We start from the raw sequence: 16,311 nt of genomic DNA, 5'->3' as shown, positions 1-16,311 counted from the left end.
GCTCTCGAGGCCTTGTCTGTCGGAGTGCGGGCATCTGTCTCATGGCATGCTTTGGAGGGTGACTCCTCCCTTTGGTCTCAATCACTTACGAAAGCGCCCCGTCGATAATGACGGGGCGCTTTCGTGTTGCTGGCAGTCATGGGTCAGCCACGTGGTACTTCAACCACAGCGCTTGCTTGAGCAGCAAGTACTGGCGTGAGGCTGCTCAATCACTACGGCAGCCGTCGGCGGGGTGCAACAGCTGCTGGTGCTGGAAGCGTCCTGGTCGTCAGGTATCTGATCGTTCTCGGCCTGCCTGGCCTCGCGCAGTTCCTCGCGCGCATCGCGAATCACCTGCCAGGCGGATTGCAGGAAGAGTGCGGCGATCGCCGCCCCCAGCAGCACGTCCGGCCAGCGAGAGCCTGTCCAGCCCACCAGTATCGCAGCGCCGAAGACCGAGGCATTGGCGATGATGTCATTGCGTGAACATAGCCAGGTGGAGCGCATGTTCAGATCATCCGACTTGAAGCGCCACAGCAGTCCGAAGCAGATGAGATTGACCGCCAGCGCCAGCAGGGCGAAGGCACCCATGCCGTGGGCGGCCGGTGCCACTCCATTGAGGGCTTGATAGCCTGCTTCGCCAAGGACGATCAGGCCCAGTGCCAGCATCACGATGCCCTTGATCAGCGCGCTCATTGCGCGTTCACGCACACTGCGGTGCAGGACGTAGAGGGTCAGGGCGTAAACGCTGGCATCGCCGAACATGTCGAGGGAATCCCCCAGCAGCGCGGTGGATCCCAGCCACCAGGCCGCGGTGAATTCGACGAAGAACATGCTGGCATTCAGCGCCAGCAGAATCTTCAGGACCTTGCCCTGTGAGGCTCTGAGCTCTGCCAGCTCGCCGGATTTGCTTTCGCAACAGCTTTTCATGGGTCTTGGCCTCCTGTCGTGTTGATGACAGCATGGAGGTTATAGTCACTATAAGGTCAAGTCGGCTGATGAAACGGTTGATGCATCGACATGCAACACATGGCGAGAGGAGAAGTCATCGATGACCGCAAGAGATTTCGCACGGAAAGGGGAATCGTCCATGTCATCGTACGGCGAGGTGACGATGGGCATCGGCCAACTGGCCAAGGCGTCTGATGTCCAGGCGGTGACGATCCGCTATTACGAGAAGCAGGGGCTGTTGGCCCCGATGCGACGCGCGCCCAATGGCTATCGTGAGTATGGCAATGCACAGCTCAGGCGTCTGACCTTCATCCGCCGTTGTCGGCGGCTGGGGTTTTCGCTGGATGACATCCGCGCCTTGCTGGGCCTGGCGGACCAGCAGTCCTTGCCTTGCGATCAGATAGACGCGCGCATCGAGGCGCAGCTGGCCGAGGTGCGCAAGCGCCAGCGTGACCTCGCCGTCATGGAGGAAGAGTTGCAGCGCCTGACGCACTGCTGTGCCGGCGGGGTGATGGCACAGTGCCATATCGTCGAGACACTGTCCGAGGTCGAGGAGTAAGGCCCTGACAGACAGTTCATCTATCGCCAGGGCTGGGTCACGGGTTGCAGGTCAGGCGGGTTCAGGCGGGGGCAAGGAGGATCAGACGCCGCAGGACTTGCGAGCGAGTTCCTCCGCGACCAGTTCCGTGACATCGATCAGTGTTTTGGCGGGGGCTGCGTCGTTGTCTGACGAGCTGACGGTGTTGACGGGAATCAGTGGCAGCTCGGTACAGGCCAGCAGCACGGTGTCTGCCGACAGGCTCTTCAGCAGCGCATGAAAGCGCTGGACCACGCTTGGGTCATCGCCGCCATGCGCCTTCACGTCATAGATGATCTGGTGTAGCAGGTGTGGGTCGGCGGGTACCTCGACTTCCACCACCTCCGCCAGCGCCCGATAGGGTGACCAGTCCCCCATGTCCGTCACGGAATTCGCGCCCAGCAGCGCCACCTTGCTCAAGCCGTCGCGCCGCACCCTGTCGATGACGACATCACTGAACGACACCAGCCGGGCATTCAGCGCCAGAGCCTCCAGCTGGGGCTGATAGTAGTTAAGCGTATTGCAGGCGATGGCGTAGTAGTCGACATGCTCGGCGAGCTTGAGGGCGCTGTCGGCCAGCGCCTCCCACACCTGTTGATCATGAGTCTCGAGTTCCATGGACAGCCCGAGCGCCGGCTGGGATATCAGGTGGACATGCGGGGCATCCAGATCTCCCCGATAGCCAGGCCCGATACGGGCCTTGTTGGCGATCAGCAGCTTGTTCCAGAGATCCAGACCGGCATCCGGGCCGGAGCCGGTGAGGATGCCGATCACGTTGCGTTGGCGCAGCTCAGTATCTTGCATGGCGGTGTCCGTCGTCTTGTGCGGGGCAGGCGGTGAAGGTTCAGTCGAGGGCAGCTCAGTCAGGAGCAGATCAGCTGGCTGAACTTGAGATTTAACTTGAGACTGAGTTTGAGGCTGACGCTGACGCTGACGCTGACAGTGAGGACCGCCCAGCGGGCATCTCGGTTGCAGCCTCGTCCTGAGCGCTTGCCTGGCATGACGGGCTGAAACGACGGCCCCAGCCGGTGGCGATGGAGACACTCATCACGGCCAGCAGGACCCAGGCGTAGAGCACCCAGGGCGTCAGATCGAGCGGCATCAGGGCCGGCACGCCGGGGAAGGTTTCGGCGGCTTTCACGGACAGCCCGGAGGCGAACAGCAGCGCGGCGGACCAGGGCAGCGAATAGACCAGGGTGCAAGACATGCTGTCGATGATGTTGGCGCGGCGGTAAGGGCTCAGGCCAAAGCGTTCGCCGACCGGTTTGGCGTAGGACAGTCCGACCGCGAGGATAGCGGGGGCATTGATGCTCATCAGCGAGGACATCAGCAGCGAGAGCCCGGCGGAGGAGGCTTCCGCACCACGTGGTGTGCGCACGACACCCTTGAGCGCATTGATCAGCCTCTCACTGCCACCGCCATCGAGCATCAGACGAATGCCCGCCGACAGCAGGATCACCAGAATCGACAGGTCTGCCATCCAGCCGGCCACGCCATTGATCAGCGCACCATCCTCGACCGACACGAAACCGCTCAGGGTGTTGAGGCCGGTAAGTATCGCCACCAGCATGCCGGACAGAATTCCCACGCTGGTGGCGAAGATCACATCGCCTTTCTTCATGGCCACGTAGATGGCAGCCAGGGCGGGCAGCAACATCATCAGGCCCTTGGGGTCCATATGTTCGGCCAGCTGTTCATGCGCGATGATCAGCGGCGTTGTTTGCTGCGTCAGACTGATCAGCACCATCACCACCAGCGTGATGCTGCCGGCCACCAGCGTGAAGGGCAGCCGAGAACGAACCACGCCACCGATATCAGCGCCCTGACTCGTCGCCGAGGAGATGGTGGTGTCGGAGATGGGCGCCAGGTTGTCGCCGAAGGCACCGCCTCCCACGATGGCCCCTGCCAGCAGCAGCGGGTCGGCTCCCAGCATGACGCCCGCGGGATAGAGCACGCCCATGCCCGCGGCGATGGTGCCGAAGCCGGTGCCTGCCGCGGTGGCGAACAGGGCGCAGGCGAGGAAGGTCACGACGAGGAAGGCCGTGCTGGTGGCGCCGGTGTGATAGGCCGCCCACAGGATGCCATCCACCAGTCCTGAGGAGCGCAGCACCGTGGCGAAGATGCCGGCAAAGATCCACGCCGCCACCGGGGCGATGGCCACCTTGCTGGCCATGCCCTTCATGATGGTGTCGCTGTAGACAGACTTGTCACGGGCAAACAGGAAGGTGGCCAGCAGGCCGGCGAGAATGCCGACCCACATGCCCTGGATGGTCGGCTCCTCCAGGCTGGTGGCTACATGGATGGCGGTGGTGATGAAGCACAGGATGGGCAGGAACGAGACCCAGGGCCCGCCGTGGAACGTGAGTTTGGATGCAGGAGTCATGCGATAGCCTCTTTTATGGTTGTTACTATCTGCGTGTGAGGGACTTCTGCATTGCATCATTCGCTGGTCAGCCGCGGAATTTGACGACCTGGCTCAAGGTGGCGCACTCAGACGCACTATCTGGTGCAGGCTGCGCCTGTCGCACTCTGGGTCATGGCGGGTGGGCGGCGTAGACTGAGGCTTTATCCCGCGCGAGACAGACCCATGAACGAAGACCTGGCCCTCAATCTGCGGCTGCTGTGCAGCTACTACCGATCCATCGCCGAGGTGAGTCGGCGGCTCGAGATCAGTCGGCCGCAGTTCAATCGATATCTGAGCGGTCAGTACCGGCCCGCCGCACATACACTGCGGCGGATCTGTGAGTTCTTCGGGGTGGAGGAGCACGAGATCCTGCTGCCCAATCGTCAGTTCCAGCGTCTGGTGCAGGTGCGTCCCAAACCGCGCGAGAGTCAGGCCACGCGTGTGGAGAGCGAGCCGCTGGCGCAGCTGAGACGCTCGGGCGCCTCCGAGTTGAGCCGCTATGTGGGCCATTACTATGAGTACTATCTGTCGATGTCGTCGCCGGGGCGGATACTGCGGGGGCTGGTGTCCATCATCCAGCGCGAGGATGGTGTCTATTACCAGCGTCTGGAGCGCCTGGTCGAGCGCGAGTCGTCCGGTGTCGGCGTGTCACATTGCAAGTATCAGGGGATGGCGTTCTACCTGAGCGATCGCATCTTCATGACCGACTACGAGTCGATGACCGGCAATGAGATCACCCAGACCATTCTCTACCCGACCTTCACCAGCCGTGTGTCGCGCCTCAAGGGGCTGCGGATCGGGGTATCGGCAAGCGGTGATCGCACGCCGGCCAGTACTCGCGTGCTGCTCGAATATCTCGGGCGTGACATCCGGGTTCGCTGCGCGCTGAAGCAATGCGGTCTCTATCTCCTGGACAGCGACGAGATCGAGGATGCCATCCGCCACGAGATCCTCAATGACCAGGCGCCGGCGGGCGAGGGACCCTGGCATTTTCGCGCACGCAAGGATGACTGAAGGCCGCTGATCGCGCTCGCCTCTGTTGCCGCGCCGCGCCAGCCGCTACAATGCGCGCCATTCGTCTTGTTCTGCTTTTCACCCAACAGTGCGCGCGGCGTGCCTCACGTCGGGCCGGATGCCTTTCAGCTCATGTCAGATTCCCAGATTGCCAAGGCGGCGGATGTGCGCCGTACATTCGCCATCATCTCTCACCCGGATGCCGGTAAGACCACCATCACCGAGAAGCTGCTGCTGTTCGGGAATGCCATCCAGATGGCCGGCTCGGTCAAGAGCAAGCGGGCCGATCGCCACGCGACCTCCGACTGGATGAAGATGGAGCAGGAGCGTGGCATCTCCGTGACCACCTCCGTGATGCAGTTCCCCTACAAGGACCGCATGGTCAATCTGCTGGATACCCCCGGGCACGAGGACTTCTCCGAAGATACCTACCGGACGCTGACGGCCGTCGACTCGGCGCTGATGGTCATCGATGGCGCCAAGGGTGTCGAGGACCGCACCATCAAGCTGATGGAAGTCTGCCGCCTGCGCACCACGCCGATCCTGACCTTCGTCAACAAGATGGACCGCGAGACGCGTGATCCCATCGAGGTGATGGATGAAGTCGAGACGGTGCTCAACATCCAGTGTGCGCCGATGACCTGGCCGATCGGCGTCGGCAAGGGCTTCAAGGGCGTCTATCACCTGCTCAATGACGAGATCCATCTCTACAAGCAGGGCCAGGGTAACCGCATTCCCGACGACGTGCGCATCAAGGGTCTCGACAGCCCCGAAGCCATCGAAGTGCTGGGTGAGGATCTGATCGAAGAGCTGAGCATGGAGGTCGAGCTGGTGCGCGGCGCCTCTCACGAGTTCGATCTCGAGGCATATCGTCGCGGTGAGCTGACGCCGGTCTACTTCGGTACCGCCATGGGTAACTTCGGTGTGCGCGAGATGCTCGACGGCTTCGTCGAATATGCCCCGCCGCCCCAGCCGCGCGATACCGATACCCGCGAAGTCACGGCCCATGATGAGCGCTTCACCGGCTTCGTGTTCAAGATCCAGGCCAACATGGACCCGAAGCACCGTGACCGTGTCGCCTTCCTGCGTGTCTGCTCCGGCAAGTACGAGAAGAACATGAAGATGCGCCATGTGCGCATCAACAAGGACGTCAAGATTCCCGACGCCCTGACCTTCATGGCGGCGGACCGCTCCCATGTGGAAGAGGCCTGGCCGGGCGATATCATCGGCCTGCACAACCACGGCACCATCCAGATCGGTGATACCTTCACCATCGGTGAGGACATGCGCTTCACCGGCATTCCGCACTTCGCGCCGGAACTGTTCAAGCGCGTGCGCCTGAAGGACCCGCTGAAGATGAAGGCGCTGCAGAAGGGTCTGCAGCAGCTCTCCGAAGAGGGCGCGACCCAGGTCTTCCAGCCGTTCGACAACAACGATCTGATCGTCGGTGCCGTCGGGACGCTGCAGTTTGACGTGGTCGCTCACCGCCTGAAGGAAGAGTACAAGGTCGAGTGCATCTATGAGGCGATCAACGTGCAGACCGCGCGCTGGATCTACTGTGATGACACCAAGATGCTGGAAGACTTCAAGCGCAAGGCCAGTGCCAACCTGGCCTATGATGGCGGCGGCTGGCTGACCTACATCGCGCCGACCCGCGTCAACCTGCAGCTGACCCAGGAGCGCTGGCCGGATATCACCTTCCGCGCCACCCGTGAGCACTGAGACAGTTGCCACAACGGCGTTGCCACAGCGGCGCTGTCTGGCGGCAATGTCGCAATGGTGCTGCCATAGCGACGCAGCGGTAGCGAGACTGTCGATCACGGCCTGAAGAACGCCACCCCTCGGGGTGGCGTTTATTTATGCCTGGATAAAAGTGGCGTTCTTTGTGTCCAGACATCCATGTAACCCTACGTTTACACAGCCAACCCATGGCGCGGCATCAGCACGGCATAATGTTAGGGTCATGTTGTCTTGCTGGCATCCGCGTGATGAAGCTTGCTGTGGCGAAGGTCGGTAGGGCGCAGACAATGACAACAACAATGGCGTGGGATGTGTTCAGGGCGGGCCATGTTTGATGCATGGCAATCCACCGGATGGACAGCGAGTAAAGGAGATGACAGATGTCCGGATTCATGCAGGAATTTCGTGATTTTGCCGTCAAGGGTAACGTTGTCGACATGGCCGTCGGCATCATCATCGGCGGGGCATTCACCCTGATCGTCAAGAGTCTGGTGGGGGACATGCTCAACCCGCTGATCGGGCTGCTGATCGGGGGTGTCGATTTCTCGAACTTCTTCATCGTACTCAAGGAAGGCGCTCAGGCTGCTCCCTATGCCAGCCTGGATGCCGCGAAGGAAGCGGGAGCCGTCACGCTGAACTATGGTCTGTTCATCAATGCCATCATCAGTTTCGCGCTGGTGGCGCTGGCGGTCTTCGTGTTGATCCGCCAGATCAACAAGCTCAAGAAGGAAGCCGAGGAAGCGCCGGAAGAGATCACCGACAAGGACTGCCCGTATTGTCTTTCCAAGGTGCCGCTGGCGGCGACCCGCTGTAGTCATTGCACCTCCGAGCTGGCACCGGCAGCGCCAGTGGAGGCGGCCTAGGTCATCTGCGGCAGTCGCGACGGCTGACAGGGCAACATCGACACTCGTCCTCAAGGGACCGGTCACCAGGCCGGTCCCTTCGTTTGTCTGTCACACGCTGATATAGCACGATGGCAGTTGGGCCATCACCGGGAGATTTCATGCTGATCGACAGCCATTGCCATCTGGATTTCGCTGACTTCACGCCGGATCGAGAGGCGGTCATCGCGCGTGCCGAGCAGCAAGATGTCTCGGCCTTCGTGGTGCCTGCCACCACGGTGGCAAGCTTCCCGGCAGTGATGGAACTGGTGGATTCATTGGCGTCTATCTTCGGTGCCCTGGGGTTGCATCCCTATTTTCTGTCCGAGCATGGTGATGATGCGCTGGCGGCGCTTCATCAGGCTCTCGACCAGCATGCGGGCCAGATCGTCGCGTTGGGGGAATGTGGCTTCGATGCGCGACTGGCGGATCATGACGCCCAATGGCAGCTGTTCGAGGCCCAGCTGAGCATGGCACGCGAATTCTCCCTGCCTGTCATCGTGCACTGCGTGCGCGCCAATGATGAAGTCGCCAAGCGACTCAAGCAGGCACGACTCACCCGTGGCGGCATCATCCACGCCTTCGCGGGCAGTCAGGTGCAGGCACAGCGCTTTCTCGAGCTTGGCTTCGTGCTGGGTCTTGGCGGCAGCGTGACCTACCCGCGTGCCAACAAGTTGCGCGCAGTGGTGGCGTCACTGCCCGACGATGGCTTCGTGCTGGAAACCGATAGCCCCGACATGCCGCTGTGCGGGTTTCAGGGCCAGCGCAATGAGCCATCGCGAGTGGCGAAGGTCGCGGACGTGGTGGCGGAACTCCGCTCGAGCAGTCGACACGATATCGCGTTATCCACGACGGCGAATGTGCAGCGTATTCTTCAACTGAACGTCTGATCTAGACTGACCTCAACGGCCAGGCGACAGCCTGCCGACCCGGTTCAGGAGGTCGCCTCATCATCGGTAAATCAATGTCAGATTCTTCAGCATCGCGTTCCTCCTCTCGTGTGCCGGCACACGAGTCTTCTGCTGTCTTCGCCCACGCCTCACTGCCTGCTGGCCCTCGCTATCGGATGTATCTGCTGCCGCTGCTGTTGCTGGCGGCATTGCTGGCCACCGGCTGGTTGACGGCCAGCCAGATATCCCAATCCCGCGAGGCAGATCGTGAGTCCGACCGGCAGCGGCTGGCCTTGTGGGTCAAGAGTGAGCAGCGCCTGCTCGCGGGACAGCTGCAGGAGAACGGATACTGGGAAGAAGCCGTGACCAGATTTCTGCGTGAGCCTGAGCTCGACACGACCTGGCTCGAGTACATGTATGGCCCCGAATTCGCTACCAATACCGGTATACATCTGATCTCTGCGGTGCGTGGCGATGGGCAGGTGGCCGCCTGGGTGCAGCACAACGCCGGGTCACCGGGGGCCGACTGGCTGGGCAAGCAGCCGGTGAGCTGGCGACGTGCGCTAGCCCCCGTCATGCAGATGGCTCGCCAGTCACCGACACAACCTAAGCTGGCCTGGTTGATCGTCGACAACCAGCCGTGGCTGATCGGCATGCAGGGGCTCTACGAGGATGAGGAGGCCCTGCCGCCGCAGGCGGAGCAGGGGCTGTTGATTCTGGGCATGCCGCTCACGGCAGACCTGCTGGACGAGCAGGCGGCCGTGCTGGGCTTGAAGGGACTGCAAGTGGTCAGCAACGCCATGCCACAGCCCATCGCGACGCAGCAGGTCTGCGTGGCCTTGCCCGCGTCTGGCCGTGCGGATCGCTACAACCATGCCAAGGCCTGCTGGCAGGATGAAAATCGCGTCGCTCAGCTGCTGCAGGAGATGGGCACTCCGCTGGCAGCGCTGTTGTTGATCATTTTGCTGGCGGGCATGGGGACACTGGGCATGCTGGTGCGCGACAGTCGACGCCGCAGGGCGAGTCGGGCCTATGGCGCCTATCTCGAGCATCAATACCAGCGCCACAGCATTCTCAATCAGCAATTTCTGAGCGTTCCCTACGAAACCCACACGCCGCAGAATGCGCGTGCGTCTCTCGCGCAATATCTGCAACGTGTGCGCGAGATGCTGGGGGCAGAGATCATCATCTATCGGCGCGAGGTGGGGAATCCCAACGCCGGCTACCTGATTCTGCAGAGTCATGATGAGCGTGAGTGGTTGAGTGAGGCATCGTTGCGGCGTGATCCTCTCTGGCGTCTGCCGGTGGGGCGCATGTGCGTGTCAGCCGGTGATCGCTCGCGGCAAGATGGCGATGAGACCGTTGACAGGGATGTCGATGAGCAGGAAGACCGTGCGCTGCTGCTGTGTCAGCGACTGGGTGCCAGCCAGTTGATGGGGTATTCGGTCTCGCCGCATCCCGGACGCAGCGAATTGCTGCTGGTAGCCAGCCGCGGCCATCGACTCAATGCCACCGAGATGATGCCGTTGCTGGATATGACACTCGATACCTTGGTGGTACGAGGACTGGAGCAGGAGCGTGTGCTGCTCCAGCATCAGTTGTTCGAGGAGCGCGAGACGGATCTCGATACTGGCCTGCTCAGCCGAGAGGGCATGCTGCGCCTGATCAAGGTGCGGATTGACCAGCTGGGAGAGGTCGCGCCGATGGAGGGCTTCGTGCTGTTGGCACTGCGGATCGGTGGCTTGCAGGTGCTCTATGATCATGCCGGCGCCGAGCCGGGCAATCATCAGCTGGAGCAGGTTCAGAAGCGTATCGCTCCCTTGTTGGGAAATTCCGGCGACGTGGCGCGCCTCGAGACCGACAGGCTGCTGATCATGGTCCAGCGCCGGCTGGTGGAAGCCACGCGTGGCGGTGTCAGCGGCTGGTTGGACAACCTGCTGAATGCCGTACGCGACAAGGTCACGCTCGATGATGAGGTGATCTATCTGCAGCCGAGCCTGGGCATCACGCGCTATCCCGAGGATGGCCATCAGGTGGATGCGCTGGTCTATCGCGCCGAACGAGCCTTGCACGATACCCAGCAGTGCCAGCGCGAGTGGCATTTCTTCGATGAGGAAGCGGAGCGAGAGTTGCGTCGCCTCAAGCAGCTGGAGGCCGAGTTCACCGTCGCGCTGCGCGAGAATCAGCTCAGACTCTTCGTGCAACCGATCGTCGATGGACGTACCGGCCGCTTGCAGCTGTCGGAGGCGTTGATTCGCTGGCAGCACCCGGAACATGGCTTGATGGGCTCGGCGGACTTCATGGCGATCGTCGAGTCCGCACGCCTGGATGTCGCACTGGGGCGCTGGGTGCTCAAGGAGAGTATCGCGACCTTGATGCGCGTCCACGAAAGCGGTCATGAGCTGCATCTGAGCGTCAACGTGACCGTGCGCCACATGATGGACAAGCGCTTCCTGTCAGACCTGGAAATGCTGTTCCGGCATCCGGAGCTGTGTGAGCGCCTGACGCTTGAACTGGTCGAGAGTCAGCTGCCGGATGACATCCAGGCTCTCGCCGTGCTGTTCCAGACCATCCGGGCTCACGGCGTGGCGTTGGCATTGGACGATTTCGGTACGGGCTACTCCTCGCTGTCACAGCTGCAGCGGCTGCCGTTCGACAAGCTCAAGATCGATCGACAGTTCGTGACGGCACTGGGCTCCAGCAAGGGGCAGGCCATGATCGAAGCGATGCTGGGGCTGGCGGAGGCCTTCCATCTTGCAGTGGTGGCCGAAGGCATCGAGACGCCAGAGCAGCGAGCGGAATTGCTCGCGCATGGCTGCTCGCTGCATCAGGGCTATCTCTATGCACGACCGATGCCGGTGCAGGAGCTGATCGAGCACCTGATCGCAGGGGATGGCTGGCTGCCGGAAGGGCTGTGAGCACCGGCAGGCCCTGAAATCCGCAATCCGTGACAGACAAAAGCCCCGCACGTTGGCACGTGCGGGGCTTTCCTGTGGCGTCCATGAAGCGATCAGCTCTTGAGCTGCTCCGGATCGCGACGCTCAACGGCATAGGGCAGCGCGCTGCGCTCAAGCTGGGTGCCATCTTCCAATGCCAACGCGATCTCTTCATCGCGCAGACTGATCACGGCCAGCAGCTCCAGACGTCCCTGCTCGTCATGGGCTGCCTGCAGCACTTCGCCGAGGGACTTGCCGTCGGGGCTGGTGATCTTGCTGCCCACCGCCGGCAAGTCGGCCGGCTGCGCCGTTGTCAGGCGTTGCAGACGCTTCTTGACCTGGCCGCGGAAGTGGGCTCGTGCCACGACTTCCTGACCGGTGTAGCAGCCCTTCTTGAAGCTGATCGCGGCGAGGGCTTCCAGATTGAGCATCTGCGGCAGCCAGCTGTCAGTCTGCGCGGAGGTGACCCACTGCAGACCGGCGCGGATATCTTCCAGGCACCAGCGGGTGTCATCGCTGGCGGCCACCTCGCGTGCGAAAAGCGTTGTCGCGAGGTCTGCCAGGGCGGCATGCGGACCGACCAGTATCGCGCGCGGGGTATCGCCTGACGGTTGGCGAGCCAGCGCGCAGGTCTGCGCTTCATCGTCCTCGCTCGACTGCAGGGGCGACGGGAGGACCGAGCGCATGGCCAGGTCATGCTTGGCCAGCGCAGGTGCCGCGAGCGCATCGGCACAGGCCGCCAGAGTCTGCTCGCCGAGCAGGCCGAGTACGCTCAGCTCGCTCGATACCTCCAGCGTCACCTTGTAGAAGGGCGCGAACTTGGCCAGATGGACGCGCAGCGGTTCGGCGGTGCCCGCTGGCATCACCAGCCACAGGCGCTCTTCGCTGACGCGCAGCAGCTGAGCCATGGCCAGAATGCGTCCCTTCGGGGTACAGAAGGTCGTCAGCGGCGCCAGCTCGCCATCGACCAGACTCAGCTGCTGTGAGGTCTGTCCCTGCAGAAAGCGTTCGCCATCCTTGCCGCAGACTTCGAGTACCTCGAAATTGCCCAGCGGGGTCAGTGCATTCTCGGCCAAGGCGCGGTCGGCCAGGTCAGCGTGAGGCATGTCAGCGAGTGGCATGGAGGCGTCGGCTGGCTCACCCAGCGTCAGGCGGCCATCTTCGCCGAGCTGGTAGCCGTGGTCTTGCATCAGGGTCTTCAAGGGATTCATCTACCATCATCCTGTTGCGAAGGAGTGAACTGCCGGTGGCGCACTGGCAACCATGCGGCATGTCGAATGCCCGCATTGTCACGCGCCAGCTGGCGGCTGTCAGCCCCTTGTGCTTCATGTGGCCGAAAAGAACGGGCAAATCAGTGTTCCCGTCCTGATAGCCGCCTCTCGGGCCTGGCGCGCGGCGAGGCTGCCCCGCGCTGACTGTCAGGCAACCGTGCTATTCTTGACGGCTGCAATGCGCTGCGGCGCCCCTTTTTACTGCATGACAGGAATGACACGATGGCCAGCTTTTCTCTTACTCTGATCGGCGTCGAGAGCGTCAAGGACGTCAACAAGGTCACCACGGCGCTGATGATGATGGATGGCGTCAAGGAAGCCGAGGTCGGGCGTGGCTTTGCCGAAGTCGACGGTCAGGTGCGTTATGACGCGCTGGTCAAGACGGTCGAGAAGGCCGGTTACAAGGTCAAGTGACCGCAGTGCGGTGACGCTAGACAGGCGGCAAGCAGACAACGTCTCACGAGCGGGATCACGGACAGATCAGCGACAGGGAGGTGACGAATGAGCATCGAGGTAATCAGCCGTCGGTCAGGCAGTTTCGTGCAACGGGTACAGGTGGCAAGCTTCGATGAGTTGCTGGTCGATGTGCCGGCGGTGGTCGGCGGCGACGAGAGCGCCCCGGACCCGCATGACTACTTCGATCTGTCGCTGGGGGCCTGCAAGTCGATCACCGTGCAGATGTACGCCCGGCGCAAGGGCTTGCCGCTGGCGGGGATCATCACCACGGTGGACCGGGACGACAGCGACGAGCGGCGTGGCAGCAACAGCGAATATCGCCTCACGGTCAGCATGCAGTTTCTGGCCGAGGAGGGCCATGAGCTGGACGCCGAGACCCGCGCGCGCCTGCTCGAGATCTCCGAGCGTTGCCCCATCCATCGCCTGATGACCAGCACCCGGGTCTCGGTGACCAGTCGAGAAGCGCCCGCGAGCGAATGATACCGTCGGGCAATCATCTGCCTGTCGTCAGTTGAAGACCCGACTGACTGCCACCATTGAGAGCGCATGAGCAAACCATTTCGCATCGATTCCAAGTTTCAGCCGGCCGGTGACCAACCGGCGGCCATCGAGAAGCTGATCACCGGCCTGGACGCGGGCCTGGCGCATCAGACCCTTCTGGGCGTGACCGGCTCCGGCAAGACCTTCACGGTGGCCAACATCGTGGAGCGCCTGCAGCGTCCGGCCATCGTCATGGCCCCCAACAAGACGCTGGCGGCGCAACTGTACGGCGAGTTCAAGTCGTTCTTCCCCGACAACGCCGTCGAGTACTTCGTCTCCTATTACGACTACTACCAGCCCGAAGCCTACGTCGCTTCCTCGGACACCTTCATCGAGAAGGATGCCTCGATCAACGACCACATCGAGCAGATGCGTCTGTCGGCGACCAAGGCGCTGCTGGAACGCCGCGACGCGATCATCGTGGTCTCCGTCTCGGCCATCTACGGCCTGGGTGACCCGGATCAATATCTGAAGATGCGTCTGCACTTCAATCGTGGCGAGCAGATCGACCAGCGCGGCTTCCTCAGGCGTCTGGCGGAGTTGCAATACACCCGCAACGACATGGATTTCCGGCGTGGTACCTATCGGGTGCGCGGCGACGTGATCGACATCTTCCCGGCGGACTCCGAGGAGCAGGCGGTGCGTGTCGAGCTGTTCGATGACGAGATCGACTCCATCCGGCTGTTCGATCCGCTGACCGGTGAAGTGGCCGAGTCGGTGCCACGCATGACCATCTACCCCAAGAGCCACTACGTGACGCCGCGCGAGACCATCGTCGCCGCGGTCGATCACATCAAGGAAGAGCTGGTCGAGCGCCTCGATTACCTGCGCAAGCACGACAAGCTGGTCGAGGCTCAGCGTCTTGAGCAGCGCACCCTCTATGACATCGAGATGATGATGGAGCTGGGCTACTGCAACGGCATCGAGAACTACTCGCGCTATCTGTCCGGGCGTGATCCCGGCAATGCGCCGCCGACCTTCTTCGACTACCTGCCCAAGGACGCGCTGGTCTTCATCGACGAGTCCCACGTCAGCGTGCCGCAGGTCGGTGGCATGTATCGCGGTGACCGCTCGCGCAAGGAAACGCTGGTGGAGTACGGCTTCCGCCTGCCGTCGGCGCTCGACAACCGTCCGATGAAGTTCGAAGAGTGGGAAAGCATCCTGCCGCAGACTGTCTTCGTCTCGGCGACGCCTGGCCCCTACGAAGAAGAGCATGCCGGCCAGGTGGTGGAGCAGGTGGTGCGTCCCACCGGGCTGCTTGATCCGGTCATCGAGGTGCGTTCAGCCTCGACTCAGGTCGATGATGTGCTCTCCGAGATCAAGGCGCGTACCCAGGTGGGCGAGCGCGTGCTGATCACCACGCTGACCAAGCGCATGTCGGAAGACCTGACCGAGTATCTGGGTGAGCACGACGTGCGGGTGCGCTATCTGCACTCCGATATCGATACCGTCGAGCGCGTGGAGATCATTCGTGACCTGCGTCTGGGCAAGTTCGATGTGCTGGTCGGCATCAACCTGCTGCGTGAGGGCCTCGACATTCCGGAGGTCTCGCTGGTGGCGATTCTGGATGCCGACAAGGAGGGCTTCCTGCGCTCGGAACGCTCCCTGATACAGACCATCGGTCGTGCGGCCCGTAACGCCAACGGCAAGGCCATCCTGTATGGAGATCGCATTACCGACTCCATGCAGCGGGCCATCGCCGAGACCGAACGGCGTCGAGAGAAGCAGATGGCCTTCAATGAGGAGCACGGCATCACGCCGCGCACCATCACCAAGTCGGTGGCCGATATCATGGAAGGTGCCCAGGCGCCGGGACGCAAGAGCAGTCGTCGCAAGGGCAACGAGCGACAGGTGGCGGAGGAGACGCCGGACTATGCGGCTCTGGCGGCCGAAGGCCCTCAGGCACTCGAGAAGGAAATCAGCCGTCTGGAAGATGCCATGTTCGCGGCGGCCAAGAACCTCGAGTTCGAGGAGGCCGGTCGTCTGCGCGACCAGATCAACGATGTCCGCAATCGCCTGATCGCGCTGGGCTGACATTATTCTCCAGCCCCCAGCATTCGCGTGACTGAAGGCATGACCCCACGCGCCCGACGATGTCACCCATCGTCGGGCGCGTGGCGTTCAGGGCTGGCGGGTATCTGACGGGGAAGTGCCATCGGCAGGTTATCCCGTTATCTTGATTGTTGCCTTGCAGATCATCACATTGCAGCTCAGTGCATGACTCAGGGGCAACCGGTTGCTCGGGAAGGGCGGCAGGATTGCTTCTGTTACAACCTTGGGCGTAGCCGAGCGGGGTGCCGTGGTGCGTCCTGATGGTGCAAGAGGAGAGGGAAATCCTGTTATCCGCGTGTTGGCATGTGCCAATGACTGGCTTTGAACGTGATTTCCGAGGATTGTCTGGCCACATTGGAAAGCGTGGTGCTTTTCGCTATTGGCGGGCTGCCGAGTCGCATTCATGAGCGCCCAAACGGTCACTTTACATGCGTATTCGCTGCTGCCAATAATGCTTTCAAGGCATTCCTGACGTGTCGACCCCCCCTGCCAGCAGGCTGGCAACGGCGCACAAGGTCAGCGAATGACAGACACTGTCGCCAGCCTTTTCGGTCAGCCCTGCGCTGACACCAGGCGTCAGTCAGGTCTGCCCGGCCGTAGTACAACAATAATCGGGAACA

The 16,311-nt window shown here is 62.1% G+C and carries 13 protein-coding genes; 9 read left to right on the top strand and 4 right to left on the bottom strand.

The annotated features are described in order from the left end of the window. Positions 1-159 precede the first annotated feature (159 nt). Complete coding sequence (locus F8A90_RS10010) at positions 160-909, bottom strand: cation transporter (protein ID WP_166019946.1); 750 nt, start codon at positions 907-909, stop codon at positions 160-162. Positions 910-1,069: 160 nt separating this feature from the next. Between F8A90_RS10010 and F8A90_RS10005 the strand changes: the two genes are divergently transcribed. Further along, positions 1,070-1,489 (top strand): MerR family transcriptional regulator, encoded by a 420-nt coding sequence (locus F8A90_RS10005; RefSeq protein ID WP_233593271.1) that lies wholly within the window; start codon positions 1,070-1,072, stop codon positions 1,487-1,489. Positions 1,490-1,570: 81 nt separating this feature from the next. Here F8A90_RS10005 and F8A90_RS10000 read toward each other — a convergent pair whose 3' ends face one another. Both F8A90_RS10000 and F8A90_RS09995 read right to left on the bottom strand, forming a co-directional pair. Next, on the bottom strand, positions 1,571-2,311 hold the full coding sequence (locus F8A90_RS10000) for an aspartate/glutamate racemase family protein (protein WP_200016898.1): 741 nt from the start codon (positions 2,309-2,311) through the stop codon (positions 1,571-1,573). A 91-nt stretch (positions 2,312-2,402) separates the two neighbouring features. Further along, complete coding sequence (locus tag F8A90_RS09995; protein WP_200016897.1) at positions 2,403-3,890, bottom strand: Na+/H+ antiporter NhaC family protein; 1,488 nt, start codon at positions 3,888-3,890, stop codon at positions 2,403-2,405. Between the two features lie 204 nt (positions 3,891-4,094). Here F8A90_RS09995 and F8A90_RS09990 point away from each other — a divergent pair, with 204 nt between their 5' ends. From F8A90_RS09990 to F8A90_RS09970, 5 genes are all read left to right on the top strand, one after another. Further along, positions 4,095-4,925: a helix-turn-helix transcriptional regulator gene (locus tag F8A90_RS09990; RefSeq protein ID WP_200016896.1), complete on the top strand. Its 831-nt coding sequence runs from the start codon at positions 4,095-4,097 to the stop codon at positions 4,923-4,925. Positions 4,926-5,057: 132 nt separating this feature from the next. Further along, positions 5,058-6,647, top strand: coding sequence for a peptide chain release factor 3 (locus F8A90_RS09985; protein WP_153635928.1), 1,590 nt, complete (start codon positions 5,058-5,060; stop codon positions 6,645-6,647). Between the two features lie 398 nt (positions 6,648-7,045). After that, on the top strand, positions 7,046-7,528 hold the full coding sequence (gene mscL, locus F8A90_RS09980; protein ID WP_200016895.1) for a large conductance mechanosensitive channel protein MscL: 483 nt from the start codon (positions 7,046-7,048) through the stop codon (positions 7,526-7,528). Between the two features lie 140 nt (positions 7,529-7,668). Further along, complete coding sequence (locus tag F8A90_RS09975; protein ID WP_200016894.1) at positions 7,669-8,436, top strand: TatD family hydrolase; 768 nt, start codon at positions 7,669-7,671, stop codon at positions 8,434-8,436. Between the two features lie 74 nt (positions 8,437-8,510). Beyond that, entirely contained in the window at positions 8,511-11,354 is a 2,844-nt protein-coding gene (locus tag F8A90_RS09970) for a bifunctional diguanylate cyclase/phosphodiesterase (protein WP_200016893.1), read from the top strand. A gap of 92 nt (positions 11,355-11,446) precedes the next feature. On the opposite strand, the gene ygfZ is transcribed toward F8A90_RS09970, so the two are convergent. Beyond that, entirely contained in the window at positions 11,447-12,583 is a 1,137-nt protein-coding gene (gene ygfZ, locus F8A90_RS09965) for a CAF17-like 4Fe-4S cluster assembly/insertion protein YgfZ (RefSeq protein ID WP_233593270.1), read from the bottom strand. A gap of 282 nt (positions 12,584-12,865) precedes the next feature. On the opposite strand from ygfZ, the gene F8A90_RS09960 reads away from it, so the two are divergent. From F8A90_RS09960 to uvrB, 3 genes are all read left to right on the top strand, one after another. Further along, the gene (locus F8A90_RS09960) at positions 12,866-13,057 is read left to right on the top strand and encodes a hypothetical protein (protein ID WP_054557000.1); all 192 of its coding nucleotides are present in this window, start codon (positions 12,866-12,868) and stop codon (positions 13,055-13,057) included. An 87-nt stretch (positions 13,058-13,144) separates the two neighbouring features. Next, positions 13,145-13,579 carry an OsmC family protein gene (locus F8A90_RS09955; RefSeq protein WP_166019954.1) on the top strand — a complete coding sequence of 145 codons (435 nt, stop codon included), beginning with the start codon at positions 13,145-13,147 and terminating at the stop codon, positions 13,577-13,579. Positions 13,580-13,645: 66 nt separating this feature from the next. Next, on the top strand, positions 13,646-15,673 hold the full coding sequence (uvrB, locus tag F8A90_RS09950) for an excinuclease ABC subunit UvrB (protein WP_166019955.1): 2,028 nt from the start codon (positions 13,646-13,648) through the stop codon (positions 15,671-15,673). Positions 15,674-16,311: the final 638 nt, after the last annotated feature.

This window comes from Cobetia sp. cqz5-12 (assembly GCF_016495405.1).
Lineage (GTDB): Bacteria > Pseudomonadota > Gammaproteobacteria > Pseudomonadales > Halomonadaceae > Cobetia.
This window is presented reverse-complemented; position numbering and strand designations above follow the sequence as displayed.